This window comes from Mesorhizobium sp. M0633 (assembly GCF_040320645.1).
Lineage (GTDB): Bacteria > Pseudomonadota > Alphaproteobacteria > Rhizobiales > Rhizobiaceae > Mesorhizobium.
Genome location: NZ_JAMYQC010000020.1, coordinates 62,213 through 74,449, shown reverse-complemented (window position 1 = coordinate 74,449; position 12,237 = coordinate 62,213). Strand labels below are relative to the sequence as shown.

Below are 12,237 nucleotides of genomic sequence, written 5' to 3'. Positions count from 1 at the left end.
GAATGTAAATGTGGCGGTAACGCGCATCAGCTTTCGGGCAGCGGGATGAACTCTTGCTCGTCTCCAGGAACGATATCGAAGCGGCCCGTCTTCCATTCTTCTTTCGCCTGCTCGATGCGTTCCTTTGAGGACGATACGAAATTCCACCAGATATAACGTTTCGAACCGAGCGAAGCGCCGCCAAAAAGCATGAAATGGGCGCCGCGTTCCGATGAGACAACGATCTCATCGCCGGGCCGGAAAACCAGCAGCCGCTCGGCCGGGAAGCGGTCACCGGATATCGAAACCTGGCCTTCCAGCGTATAGATGGCGCGCTCCTCGGCATCGGCCGGGATTTTCACGCTGGCACCCGGCGCCAGCCTGAGATCGGCATAAAGCGTGTCCGAAGCGGTGGCGACCGGGGAGCGCAGTCCGGAAAACGCACCGATGATCACACGGCCGCTAACCCCCTCCGCATCGATTTCGGGCAGGCGCAGGGCCGGGGTGTTCTCGAAGACCGGCGCGACTTCTTCCTTGCCGTCCGGCAGCGCCAGCCATGTCTGCAGGCCGGAAACCGACATCGGCGCGCCGCGGAGTTCTTCCGGCGTCCGCTCCGAATGGACGATGCCACGGCCGGCGGTCATCAAATTCACGTCCCCGGGCTGGATTACCATCTCGGTGCCGAGCGAATCGCGGTGCCTGATCTTGCCATCGAACAGGTAAGTCACCGTAGACAGGCCGATATGTGGGTGCGGACGCACGTCCAGCGCCTGGCCCGCTCGCAGAACGGCTGGACCCATGCGGTCGAAGAAGATGAAGGGTCCGACCAGCCGGCGCCTGGCCGTCGGCAAGGCGCGGCGAACCTGAAATCCGCCAATATCTTTGGCGTTCGGAATGACCATCAGCTCGATCTGATCGCTGGCGAAGGCATCGCCCATCTGCGGATCGTTTCCGGGAAAGAAGCTCACGCGGTCCCCTCAGGCGAAGCGAAGTGCAGATTTGGCCTTCGCCTTGGCCGCCACCTCTTCGCGATTGCGCGGGTGCTGCGTCGTCTCGAGGCTGTCGAGCAATTCGCGCGCCGAGGCGGCAATGGCCTCGACGGCATGGTCGAACGCATGCTGGTTCTGTTTCGACGGCCGCGTCGTTCCGCTCAGCTTGCGGACAAACTGAAGCGCGGCATCGCGGACCTCGTCATTGGTTGCCGGCGGATCGAAATTGAACAGGGTTTTGATGTTTCTGCACATCGTTCGCAATCTCCTCTCGTCCTGGAGCCGTTTCAAACGGGATGAGTTTTATCCTCAATCGTGATGATGTCCAAAGCCGGTAAGCAAAATTGTCGTTCGAGGCCGCGCCTCAATCCGCGTCCAACGGCTCTGTCCCCGCCGGCTTGCCGTCACGCGACAGCCTGATTTTCTCGACCTTGTCCTCGGCCGCCTTCAGCAGCCGGTCGCAATGCGCCTTCAGCGCCTCGCCGCGCTCGTAGATGCGGATCGACTGGTCGAGCGGAACGTCGCCGCGCTCCAGATCGTCGACGATCCTCTCCAGCGCCTCGAGCGCCTGCTCGAAGCTCATCGCCTTGACATCTTCGTTGGTCTCACCAGCCATCGTCTATCCCTTCATCAGCCGCCCGACATGGGCGGCGACTGAAAATGCCAATCCCTGCAGATCGTAGCCGCCCTCGAGCACGCTGACGAGCCGGTTGCGGCTATGGCGCCCGGCTCGTTCGAGCAACTGGCCGGTCGCCCAGTCGAAATCATCCTCAGTCAGGTTGATCTCGGCCAGCGGATCGCGGTGGTGGGCATCGAAACCGGCGGAGATGATGATGAGGTCGGGCGCAAAATTGTCGAGCGCCGGCAGGATGCGCGACAGAAAGGCGTCGCGGAAACTATCGCTGCCGCTCTGCGGCGCCAGCGGCGCGTTGACGATGTTGCCGGCGCCGGTTTCGCTCACGGCCCCGGTTCCCGGGTAAAGCGGCATCTGGTGTGTCGAGCAATAGAGCACCGATGGATCGTCCCAGAAAATGTCCTGCGTGCCGTTGCCGTGATGCACATCCCAGTCGACGACGGCGACGCGGTCGGCGCCATGGTTCTTCTGCGCGTAGCGTGCCGCGATCGCGGCGGTGTTGAACAGGCAAAAACCCATGGAGGTGGTCTTTTCGGCATGATGGCCGGGCGGCCGTGCGGCGACGAAGACGTTTTCGGCACGGTCGGTGAAGACGTCGTCGACCGCGGCGTTGGCTGCGCCGATCGCGGTCACGGCCGCCTGCCAGCTCTTTGGGCTGGCGGTGGTATCGGCGTCGATACGGGCGATGCCGGTGTCCGGTATCGCTGCGCGGACACGTTCGACGAATTCGGGCGGATGCGCGTAGAGGATGGTTGCCTCGTCGCCTTCGGGCGCCTGGACGCGATCGAGCGCCGCGAAGGCCTCGTCGTCAAGCACACGCTCTATGGCGCGCAAACGGTCCGGCCGCTCCGGATGACCGGGCGGTGTTATGTGCTCGAGGAAAATCGGGTGGGTGTAAAGTCTCGTGACCATGCCCCGATATAGGCGCGCCTCGCCGCTTTGGCCATGTTTTCGCGCGCTGGTGAGGCGATGTTCAACAGGGTTTAGGCAACCGGCGTCGGCTGAGCCCACCGCGAGCCGCCTGGGATCTGCGAAAAGAATGACCTCAGGCCGGTGATCGGTCAATCTGGGGCTGCTTCGCTGACGATCGATCAGGCTGAGGCAGCCTGCCGGTGCGATTGAGCAGCCCTTCCAGAAGAACCTTGAACGCCTTCACTGCCTTCTTCGACGTCGCTTCGGGATCGTTCGAAGTTGCGATCCACTGCGCCGCATGCAACGAGGCGCCGCTGACCAGCCTTGCCGCGGCTTCGGGATCGACGGCGAGAATTGTCCCCTCGTCGCTCAGTCTTTGCAGGCTCTCTGTCATCGAGCGGATGCATGTGCTCTGGCTTGGCCATTGCGATGGATCGCCGAGCACCGCCGGCCCGTCACGAAGCACGATACGCTGGATCTCCGGCTCCAGCGCCATCTCGATATAGGCGGTGCATTCGTCGACAAAGCCCTGCCAGAGATTGTCCGGCTTGGCCGAAACGACCTTCAGCCGGGCCGACATTTCGGCGTCGATCTCGGCGATAACCGCCTGGAGCAGGCCCTTCTTGTCGCCGAAGTGATGATAGAGCGCACCGCGCGTCAGCCCGGCCGATGCCGTGAAATCGTCCATCGAGGCTTCGGCATAGCCGAGCGTGCCGAAGGCCTGGCGCGCCGCCCCGATCAGCTTGGCGCGGGTTTCGGCAATCATCTCCTTGCGTGGTCTATGCATGCTCTGGCCCTATTAACATACGTCTCGTATGCCAATTGACATACGCCGCGTATGATCTATTTAAACTCATACGCCACGTATGTAATCGCCGAACCGGCCGTTGTCGAGGAACCAGACCATGCAAAATCCCTATTCCCAGATCTTTCGCGCGCCGGGCGCCAAGGGCTTTGCCGCCGCCGGCTTCGCTGCCCGGCTGCCGATCGCCATGGCTCCGATCGGGATCGTCGCGATGCTGTCGCAGACCGATGGCGAATACTGGCTGGCCGGCGCCGTCTCAGCGACATATGCGCTGGCCAACGCTTTCGTCGCCCCGCAGGTATCACGGCTGGTGGACCGCCTCGGCCAGACGCGGATTGTGGTGCCGACCACCATCATTTCCACGCTCGCTTTCGCGATCCTGACTGCAGCGGCCAATCAGCATTGGCCGATATGGACGCTATTCGTCTCGGCGCTGCTCGCCGCCGTCATGCCCAGCATACCGGCAATGGTGCGCGCACGCTGGACCGAGATTTTTCGCAACCGCCCCGAGTTGAACACGGCGTTCGCCTTCGAGTCGGCGGCGGACGAACTGGTGTACATAGCCGGCGCATCGCTGTCGGTAGGGCTGAGTGTCGCGCTTTTCCCGGAAGCGGGAGTGCTCGCGAGCACATTGTTCCTCGCCTTCGGTTCGACGGCCTTCATCCTGCAGCGCTCGACCGAACCGCGAGCCCGACCGGTGGAACATGATTCAGGCGGCTCGGCAATCCGCCTGCGGCCGGTCCAGATCATCACCTTGGCCCTGATCTTCATCGGCGCGACCTTCGCCACCACGGAGGTGAGCACGGTGGCGATCACCAAGGAGCTTGGCCAGCCAGGGGCCGCCAGCTTCGTCATCGGTGTCTACGCGCTCGGATCGTTCGTCGTCGGCATCATCATCGGCGCCCTGAACCTGAAACTGCCGCTGCAAATTCAGCTTGCCATCGCAATCGCCATCATTGCGCTTACCACGCTGCCGCTGCTCGTCGCCGACACAGTACCGCTGCTGGCACTGGCCGTCTTCGTCAGCGGCGTGGCGATTTCGCCGACCTTCATCACGGCATTTGGCCTGATCGAACGGCGCGTGCCCGAGGCGGTGCTGACCGAAGGCGTGACCTGGGTGATGACCGGCATCGGCATTGGCATGGCGCTCGGCTCGTTCGCCGCCGGCTGGGTGGTGGACGCTTTCGGCGCGCAGAACGGGTTCTGGGTATCGGTGGCATCGGGCACAATCGCGCTGGTCATCGTGCTCGCCGGCCAGCGCAGCCTTGCCGCGCCGGACTGCGACATGGCTGCATGCGACGCAGCGGCGGTCGCTGCGGAATAGTTTCCGGTGCGTCCGGCCCCCCGGCGGGGCCGGACGCATACCAGCATCGTGAGAATGGCCTAAAGAATCTCGGTCTTGGCGATGTGGATGCCAAAACCTTCGAGGCCGACATAATGGCGCTCGCGCGAGGCGATCAGATTGATCGAGGAAATGCCGAGATCCTTGAGGATTTGCGCGCCGAGGCCGATCTCGCGCCATTCGTTTTCGCGGCGGCGAGCCTCTTCATGATCCTCGCGGTCGCCGGCAGCCGGCCGCTTGCGTTCCTGATGGGCGACGCCGACCGAGCCTTCGCGCAGATAGACGATGACGCCGCGCTGACGCTCGCCCATCGCCTTCATGATGGCGTCCAGCCTGTGGCTGGTGCCGAAGACGTCGCTGACCACGTCCTCGGAATGAAGGCGCACCGGCACCTCGACGCCGTCGCGGATATCGCCGAAGACGACCGCCACGTGATGCATGGAATCCCAGGGCAGCGTGTAGGTGAAGACCTGTGCCTTGCCGCCGGGCGTCTCGATGTCCGAACAGGCGACGCGCTCGACCAGCGTTTCCTTGCGTTGCCGGTAGCCGATAAGGTCGGCAACCGAGATCTGCTTCAACCCGTGCTTTTCGGCGAAGGCCTGCACCTGCGGGCCACGCATGACGGTGCCGTCATCGTTGACCAGCTCGGAAATGACGCCGACCGGCGACAGGCCGGCGAGCTTGCAGAGGTCGACAGCGGCTTCGGTGTGGCCCGAACGCATCAGCACGCCGCCTTCACGCGCGATCAGCGGAAAGATGTGGCCGGGGCGAACGAAATCGGAGGCGCCGACATTGCCGTTGGCGAGATTGCGCACCGTCAGCGTGCGGTCGTCCGCCGAAATGCCGGTCGTGGTGCCGTGCTTGAAGTCGACGCTGACGGTAAAGGCAGTGGTGTGGGCGGAATCATTGTCAGCCACCATCGGCGACAGGTTGAGCCGCTTGGCTTCCTCGCGCGGCATCGGCGTGCAGACGATGCCTGACGTGTTGCGGACGATGAACGCCATCTTTTCCGGCGTGCAATGGACGGCGGCTACGATCAGGTCGCCCTCGTTCTCGCGGCCGTCATCGTCCATAACGACGACGATCTCGCCGCGCTCGAAGGCGCGCAGGGCTTCAACGATCTTCTTCTGGTCGTAAGGCATAAGTGCTCGCTTCGCTCGCAGGGAGTAGGGGAATAGGGCAGTACGGCAGTAGGGGAAAGCGAAAATGGCTGCCTGGCGGGCATTAACATAAACATACTGCCCTACTGCCCTACTCCCCTACCTGTCTGTCCCCGATGACGCAGATAATGATCGGCAATGGCGCAGGCAACCATCGCCTCGCCGATCGGCACGGCGCGGATGCCGACGCATGGATCGTGGCGGCCCTTGGTCATGATCTCGACGTCGTTGCCGTCCTTGTCGATAGACTTTCGCGGCGTCAAGATCGACGAGGTCGGCTTGACCGCGAAACGCGCGACGATCGCCTGGCCGGTCGAGATGCCGCCGAGGATGCCGCCGGCATTGTTGGACAGGAAGACCGGGTTGCCGTCATTGCCCATGCGCATCTCATCGGCATTCTCCTCGCCGGTGATGCGGGCGGCCCCGAAACCGTTGCCGATCTCGACGCCCTTGACGGCGTTGATCGACATCAGGCCGGCGGCGATGTCCTGGTCGAGCTTGGCATAGATCGGCGCGCCAAGCCCCGCCGGAACGCCATCGGCGACGATCTCAATGACCGCACCGACCGAGGAGCCCGCCTTGCGGATGCCGTCCAGATATTTGGTGAAGACGGCGACGGACGCCGGATCAGGCGTGAAGAACGGGTTTTCAGCGTCGCCGACGAAATTCCAGTTCCAATTGGCGCGATCGATCGATTTATCGCCCATCGACACCAGCGCGCCGCGCACCACCATGCCGGGCACGACCTTGCGGGCAAGCGCCCCGGCCGCCACCCGCGCCGCCGTCTCACGCGCCGAGGAGCGGCCGCCGCCGCGGTAATCGCGCAGGCCGTATTTGACCTCGTAAGTGTAGTCGGCATGGCCCGGCCGGAACTGGCGGGCGATGTCGCCATAGTCCTTGGAGCGCTGGTCGACATTGTCGATCAGCATCGACACCGGCGTGCCGGTGGTGATCATCGTCTCACCGTCCTCATCGAGGATGAAGCCGGACAGGACCTTCACCTCGTCCGGTTCGCGACGTTGCGTCACAAAACGTGACTGGCCGGGGCGGCGCTTGTCGAGTTCGGCCTGGATCTCGTCGCGAGTGAAGCGGATGCCTGGCGGACAGCCGTCGACGACGCAGCCCAGCGCCGGCCCATGGCTTTCGCCCCAGGTGGTGACGCGGAAAAGATGGCCGAACGTGTTGTGCGACATGGAACCAGCCCTGCCGGCGTCGGAGCCGGCTCAGCGCATGACCCCGAAAATCGGAGCGATTTTCGGCAAGGATCATGCACAAAATCAAAAGTGCTACAGCGTCCCTTCCGCGTCCAGGAGGACGCGCGGCGTTGTAGCCTGCCTTCTATTGGCGTTTTCCACAGTGGTCAAACTGTGATCCCGCGGATTTAGTTTTGACACATTCGATTGGTTTCTGCTCAGTTCCGTTCCGTTGGACCGAGCCGCTGTACCGGCAATGATTAAAGAGGACGATGATGCGTATCCTGATTGGCGCTGTTGCCGCCACGCTGTTGATTTCCACCGCCGCCTTCGCCGGCCAGACCGAAGGCCTGATCAAGAAGGTCGACAAGGATGCGCTGACGCTGACGCTGGACGACGGCAAGTCCTACAAGCTGAACGCCGAAACCGACCTCGATGCGCTGAAGCCAGGCATGGACATCGTCCTCGCCTACGACGTGACGAATGGCGAGAACGTCGTCACCGACATGGAACTGCCGGACACCGGATCGACCGAGTAGGACGCGTCGATATTCAGCTGATGCCGGCCCGACCTGATCTCAACATACGCTACGTCATCGGTCTCAAAGCCACTCCAGGCGCCGGCCGTCCAGCCTGAGCACGCGGTCCTGCGGCACTTCCATGCTGACCGCATCTTGTTCGGACATCCCCAGCACGAAGCGGAACATTACGCGCATGACGCCACCATGGGTCAGGCAGACCGTCTGGCGATCGAGCGCGTCGAACCACGGCTTCACCCGTTCGAGCAGCATCTGGTAGCTTTCGGCGCCTTCGCCGGGCGGCTGGAAATTCCATTTATCGAGGCGGCGGTGCCTGGTCGAACCGGGATCGTTCGCCTCGAGTTCGGCAAAGGTGAAACCCTGCCAGTCGCCAAAGCTCAATTCTACGAGTAGCGGCTCGGTACGATAGGCGTGCGGATCGAGCTTCATCGCCGCGCGCAGGCGCTCCATCGTCTCGCGCGTGCGCCGCATCGGGCTGGCGACAAAGTCGAAATCTTCGGGCTTGTCGATGAGTTCGGCCAGCCTGCGCCCGTTGCGGCTAGCCTGCTCGCGGCCAAGCTCGTTGAGGTCGGTATCGGCCTGCCCCTGCAGCCGGGCCTCGGCGTTCCACGCCGTCTGGCCGTGGCGCACGATATAGACGAGCGGGTACATCAGGTCTTCCGGAAGAGGTCAGGCGGTGGCGTCAGTCCTTGACCGTCGAAATATCCGGCGCGTCGACCGCCTTCATGCCGACGACATGATAGCCGGAATCGACATGATGGATCTCGCCGGTGACGCCGCGCGAAAGGTCGGACAGGAAATAGACGCCGGAATCGCCAACCTCCTCCTGCGTGACCGTCTGCTTCAACGGCGAATTGTATTCGTTCCATTTCAGGATATAGCGGAAATCGCCGATGCCGGATGCGGCAAGCGTCTTGATCGGGCCGGCGGAGATCGCGTTGACACGGATCTTCTTGGCGCCGAGGTCGACGGCCAGATAGCGCACGCTGGCTTCGAGTGCCGCCTTGGCGACACCCATGACGTTGTAGTGCGGCATCACCTTTTCCGCACCGTAATAGGTCAGCGTCAGCAGCGAGCCGCCGTCGGTCATCAGCGCCTCGGCACGTTTGGCGATGGTCGTGAAGGAATAGACCGAAATATCCATGGTACGCAGGAAATTATCGCGCGTCGTCTCGACATAGCGGCCGGTCAGCTCGTCCTTGTCGGAAAAGGCGATGGCGTGGACGAGGAAATCGAGCTTGCCCCAATGGCTGGCGATATCGGCGAACACCGCATCGAGGCTGGCCGGGTCGGTCACATCACAATGGCCCGCGACATGCGCGCCCAGTTCCGCCGCAAGCGGCTCGACACGTTTCTTGAACGCCTCGCCCTGATAGGTCAGCGCGATCTCGGCGCCGTGGTCGACACAGGCCTTGGCGATGCCGTAAGCAATCGAGCGATTGTTGGCGATGCCAAGGATAAGGCCGCGCTTGCCGGCCATAAGGCCCCGTTCACCCGCCATGTCAGCGCTCTCCGCAAGGTTCTCTGCTTTGTGAAGTGCCTATCGCACAGCCACAGTGCCCCTTCAAGCGTTCAAAGCGGACAGTTCGGGGACAAAGCCGATGGTCTACAGAGCCGCGCGCCCTTTGGGCGCGCAAAGGACGCTGTAGCGCTTTGACCTTGCAGTCGTGGACCAGTGGAAAAATCCGACGCCAGGATCGGTGTGGCACGGCGGAAGATGACCCTTTGGCGGAAGTTCGTTGGCCAGTGGCCGAAGTCACGCTCATGACCCCGAGCCGACTTCCATACTTTGGGCCGTGGACGATCGCTTTGCGCCTCATCTCGGCCATTCAAGTTAGCTCGGCCATTGCCTTAAACCGGACATTATAGGCGACCGCGCCGGGGGCCGGCATTCGAAACCCTTCACAATAGCCGTGATTCCGGAAGCTTCTTAGAAGCGGCCACTTAAGATAGGCGTCGCCTATTGCAGTCCGATGCGTCCCGTAGCCGACGAAAACGCGGATAAGAAGCTAAACCGCGCTGGAGATCACATCGAAGCCAGTCGACCTCCGCCTGGACAACGGCTCCCGATAAACAGTCCACGCACCGCCGGTATCCCGGCAGCGCCTGGGAAAATTTCAGCCATTGCTCGGTCAGGAAGACGCAGGTGTTCCGTCAGCACGCCCTGTATGATCGATCGTACGTCCGTCGTAGCAGCCAAGTCTGTTCCGCCATGAAGCAGGTCTCGAGCAAGACCGGGCCAGCGATTGCCTACTCGCCCGCCGGCAACGGCGCCACCCATTAACAAGGTGACACTCGCGACGCCGTGATCAGTGCCGCCGTCGGTGTTGGGCACCACGGAACGGCCGAACTCCGTGACCACCAGCACCGCCGTCCTGTTCCAGGCAGGCCCGGACGCTTGGGCAAATGCAATGAGGCCCCGCGCCAGCCCATTCAAACTCCGCGCCAGCCTTCCGAAGTCCGCTCCCTGCGCCACATGCGTGTCGAAGCCGGCCACCTCGAGCATCGCGATCCGCGGTCCGCCCGTAGCTGACAGGGCAAGCGCCGCGCTCCTGGCCGCGTCGCCGAAGCGAGCCGCGTCGCATGCGGCATGTTGTTCCAGCAGGCTTTCGCTGCCCTTTGCGCCGGACGGCCAAGTGCCCTCGGCGTAGAGGCGGACGAGGTCGAGCCGAGGATTGGCCAGCGCAAGATGGGCCAGCATGTCCATCGATCGATCGGCCGGTCTGGCCCGCCACACCGCCTTCTGCCGGCGCGACAGTACAGACGAAGCCCGGTCGAGCCATCCGGCGCTGCCGCCGTCAATATCGCCGTCGAACAGCGCCGCCTGGGCGGTCGCGTGGGACCGGCCCGCATCCGGAATGGCGGTCGCGGGCACGATGAGCAACTCGCCGCACGAGTAGTGGGGCAGGAGAGACCCGAGCGCCGGATGAAGCGCGAAGAGCCCGTCGAGCTTGAGCATCTCGGCGACGCCAGAGTTCGGGAAAGGCACGAGGGGCCCGCGCACCGAGGCAAAATGCGGATCGCCGTAGGGCGGCACGGCAGCTAGTGCATCGAGTCCGCCACGCACGTGGACGAGCAGAAGGCGAGGATCTTCGTCCACAAGCGAGGCACCGGCCAGACGCACGCTACCGAACGCGGACGCCAAGGCCAAACCTTGCAGCGCTGCCCTTCGGGTCAGTTGCATTTAGGCTCGTCCGAACTTGGGTTCACCGGCGTACCCGCGGTCATATACCCTAGCAGATCCGTATTCGGGCTAAGACTTCCCGTTGTCAGAGCCTTGTTCGTCGGCTGCGCGTTGCGAACCAAAAGGCCGGCAAGTGCCGGGGCTGCGAAAGATGTGCCCGAACAGATGTTCCTCCGGAGCTTGCCGTTCTTTCGGCTCTTCCACAGTGACAGGACATTGACGCCCGGTTCGGCATAGGACGCGCCGAACGCCCCCCCGCGCCATAGCGTGTCGCACCAGGCGTTGCTGATGCCTTGGCATTTCCCAGGAGTTGCCACCTGAATATATTCGCTGTTGGAAGCCGAAGCGCTGTATATCGCTCCCACCTTGTTTCCTGTCGTCACAGGCGAAAAATAAGTCGCCGCATTGGCCGGGAAATAAGACTGTACCCAAGGGCCCTCTTCGTCTTCCCGGGGGTTGCCCGCAGCTACCACAACGCGCACCTGACGGTCGGCGATCTGATAAAGAAGGGCGTCGAGAAATTTAAGATCTTGCAACGTGCTTCCGCGTCTGGTGCTCTCCAGATATAATGCACCCCAACTCAAGTTCAGAATATCCCCAGCGACCGCGTTGTCCCGAACATGGCGAAGCGCGAGAAGAGGCGGGCCGAAAATTTCGGTCTTCAGCTTACTGAAGGCCTTTACGATCTTGAGCGGGGCGTCGGGGCTGACACCAACCAGACCTATATACTGGTCGCCCTGCTTGACACGCTTTCCGCCGATAACTGCTGCCACCATCGTCCCGTGCCCTACCGTGTCGTCGAGGCTCGACACGGTCTGGCATGGGCTGCTCGTGCAATCGATGGCTTCCTGAACCTTGAGGAGCCCGGCGGTGACAACGCTCCAATCCACTCCGCTGTCGATGATCCATACGGTGGGCGATCCTGAAGCCACCGGCTGTGGTGACCCGACGACCCTGCAGACGCTGGGAGGGACAACATCCGCAGTCGGCGAGATGCCCAGGAGTTCCGGCCCCTCGCAGGTGGCACCATCGAACAGGTTCACCACGAAAGGATCCGGCTCCTCATATCCCCTGGAGCGCAGCTCTTCGATCTCGCTCTCGGAAAAGGTCCCCGTCACGATGCTGATACCGATATCCGGCATGTCCACCGCTTCCAGCTTGCCCTTGCCTGCGATGAACTTGTTTAGCGCGCCGATATCCTTGCGTAACTCCGCCGCCCTGGCGATGTCGACGATGAAAGTCTTTTCGATGTCACCGCTGTCGGTGAAGCCCTCCTCGCCTGACGCTTCCGGTCTCGCTGTTCCGACAACGGCGAGGAGACAGCCGAGCAACAGCACACGAAGTTGAGCAAGTATCATTCGTACACCCTCCGGCTGTCGTTACTGATACCGCGAGGATCAGAATGCTCCCAATACGGCTTTCTGTCCATGAAAACATCGAGTCGATGCGAGCATGCCGCCTGCGCATTGCTTGCGACAGATGCAAAATGCGTTTAGGCTA

At 62.6% G+C, this 12,237-nt stretch carries 13 protein-coding genes; 2 read left to right on the top strand and 11 right to left on the bottom strand.

Translation table 11 applies throughout. From position 1 onward, the window contains the following. Positions 1-26: 26 nt before the first annotated feature. The 5 genes from NKI47_RS20895 to NKI47_RS20875 form a co-directional block, all read right to left on the bottom strand. Positions 27-947 carry a pirin family protein gene (locus tag NKI47_RS20895; RefSeq protein WP_352593341.1) on the bottom strand — a complete coding sequence of 307 codons (921 nt, stop codon included), beginning with the start codon at positions 945-947 and terminating at the stop codon, positions 27-29. Positions 948-956: 9 nt separating this feature from the next. After that, complete coding sequence (locus NKI47_RS20890) at positions 957-1,223, bottom strand: DUF2277 domain-containing protein (protein WP_023716908.1); 267 nt, start codon at positions 1,221-1,223, stop codon at positions 957-959. A 109-nt stretch (positions 1,224-1,332) separates the two neighbouring features. Beyond that, positions 1,333-1,584, bottom strand: coding sequence for an exodeoxyribonuclease VII small subunit (locus NKI47_RS20885; protein WP_352593338.1), 252 nt, complete (start codon positions 1,582-1,584; stop codon positions 1,333-1,335). 3 nt (positions 1,585-1,587) lie between these two features. Then, positions 1,588-2,514 carry a histone deacetylase family protein gene (locus tag NKI47_RS20880; RefSeq protein WP_352456880.1) on the bottom strand — a complete coding sequence of 309 codons (927 nt, stop codon included), beginning with the start codon at positions 2,512-2,514 and terminating at the stop codon, positions 1,588-1,590. Between the two features lie 133 nt (positions 2,515-2,647). Then, on the bottom strand, positions 2,648-3,301 hold the full coding sequence (locus tag NKI47_RS20875) for a TetR/AcrR family transcriptional regulator (RefSeq protein WP_352593335.1): 654 nt from the start codon (positions 3,299-3,301) through the stop codon (positions 2,648-2,650). Between the two features lie 118 nt (positions 3,302-3,419). On the opposite strand from NKI47_RS20875, the gene NKI47_RS20870 reads away from it, so the two are divergent. Continuing rightward, the gene (locus NKI47_RS20870) at positions 3,420-4,643 is read left to right on the top strand and encodes an MFS transporter (protein WP_352593332.1); all 1,224 of its coding nucleotides are present in this window, start codon (positions 3,420-3,422) and stop codon (positions 4,641-4,643) included. Positions 4,644-4,702: 59 nt separating this feature from the next. Here NKI47_RS20870 and ribB read toward each other — a convergent pair whose 3' ends face one another. Then, the gene (gene ribB / locus NKI47_RS20865) at positions 4,703-5,803 is read right to left on the bottom strand and encodes a 3,4-dihydroxy-2-butanone-4-phosphate synthase (RefSeq protein WP_352593329.1); all 1,101 of its coding nucleotides are present in this window, start codon (positions 5,801-5,803) and stop codon (positions 4,703-4,705) included. 101 nt (positions 5,804-5,904) lie between these two features. Then, positions 5,905-7,014 (bottom strand): chorismate synthase, encoded by a 1,110-nt coding sequence (gene aroC / locus NKI47_RS20860; RefSeq protein ID WP_352571393.1) that lies wholly within the window; start codon positions 7,012-7,014, stop codon positions 5,905-5,907. Between the two features lie 275 nt (positions 7,015-7,289). On the opposite strand from aroC, the gene NKI47_RS20855 reads away from it, so the two are divergent. Continuing rightward, positions 7,290-7,553 carry a DUF1344 domain-containing protein gene (locus NKI47_RS20855; RefSeq protein WP_023716902.1) on the top strand — a complete coding sequence of 88 codons (264 nt, stop codon included), beginning with the start codon at positions 7,290-7,292 and terminating at the stop codon, positions 7,551-7,553. 63 nt (positions 7,554-7,616) lie between these two features. Here the strand turns inward: NKI47_RS20855 and NKI47_RS20850 are convergent, their stop codons facing one another. The 4 genes from NKI47_RS20850 to NKI47_RS20835 all read right to left on the bottom strand — a co-directional run bounded on the left by NKI47_RS20850 (position 7,617) and on the right by NKI47_RS20835 (position 12,095). Continuing rightward, complete coding sequence (locus NKI47_RS20850) at positions 7,617-8,204, bottom strand: histidine phosphatase family protein (RefSeq protein ID WP_352571394.1); 588 nt, start codon at positions 8,202-8,204, stop codon at positions 7,617-7,619. A 31-nt stretch (positions 8,205-8,235) separates the two neighbouring features. Continuing rightward, positions 8,236-9,054 (bottom strand): enoyl-ACP reductase FabI, encoded by an 819-nt coding sequence (gene fabI, locus NKI47_RS20845; protein ID WP_352593325.1) that lies wholly within the window; start codon positions 9,052-9,054, stop codon positions 8,236-8,238. Between the two features lie 525 nt (positions 9,055-9,579). Further along, entirely contained in the window at positions 9,580-10,737 is a 1,158-nt protein-coding gene (locus NKI47_RS20840; protein WP_352593322.1) for a DUF1501 domain-containing protein, read from the bottom strand. After that, a complete protein-coding gene (locus NKI47_RS20835) occupies positions 10,728-12,095 on the bottom strand; it encodes a S8 family serine peptidase (protein WP_023674107.1) in 1,368 nt (455 codons plus the stop codon). Before NKI47_RS20835 ends, NKI47_RS20840 begins: the two co-directional genes overlap by 10 nt. Between the last annotated feature and the right edge of the window lie 142 nt (positions 12,096-12,237).

Coding starts and splice junctions, on each gene's coding strand:
- NKI47_RS20890 (WP_023716908.1), bottom strand. CDS start 1,223: ATGTGCAGAAACATCAAAACCCTGTTCAATTTCGATCCGCCGGCAACC.
- NKI47_RS20885 (WP_352593338.1), bottom strand. CDS start 1,584: ATGGCTGGTGAGACCAACGAAGATGTCAAGGCGATGAGCTTCGAGCAG.
- NKI47_RS20880 (WP_352456880.1), bottom strand. CDS start 2,514: ATGGTCACGAGACTTTACACCCACCCGATTTTCCTCGAGCACATAACA.
- NKI47_RS20875 (WP_352593335.1), bottom strand. CDS start 3,301: ATGCATAGACCACGCAAGGAGATGATTGCCGAAACCCGCGCCAAGCTG.
- NKI47_RS20870 (WP_352593332.1), top strand. CDS start 3,420: ATGCAAAATCCCTATTCCCAGATCTTTCGCGCGCCGGGCGCCAAGGGC.
- ribB (WP_352593329.1), bottom strand. CDS start 5,803: ATGCCTTACGACCAGAAGAAGATCGTTGAAGCCCTGCGCGCCTTCGAG.
- aroC (WP_352571393.1), bottom strand. CDS start 7,014: ATGTCGCACAACACGTTCGGCCATCTTTTCCGCGTCACCACCTGGGGC.
- NKI47_RS20855 (WP_023716902.1), top strand. CDS start 7,290: ATGCGTATCCTGATTGGCGCTGTTGCCGCCACGCTGTTGATTTCCACC.
- NKI47_RS20850 (WP_352571394.1), bottom strand. CDS start 8,204: ATGTACCCGCTCGTCTATATCGTGCGCCACGGCCAGACGGCGTGGAAC.
- fabI (WP_352593325.1), bottom strand. CDS start 9,054: ATGGCGGGTGAACGGGGCCTTATGGCCGGCAAGCGCGGCCTTATCCTT.
- NKI47_RS20840 (WP_352593322.1), bottom strand. CDS start 10,737: ATGCAACTGACCCGAAGGGCAGCGCTGCAAGGTTTGGCCTTGGCGTCC.
- NKI47_RS20835 (WP_023674107.1), bottom strand. CDS start 12,095: ATGATACTTGCTCAACTTCGTGTGCTGTTGCTCGGCTGTCTCCTCGCC.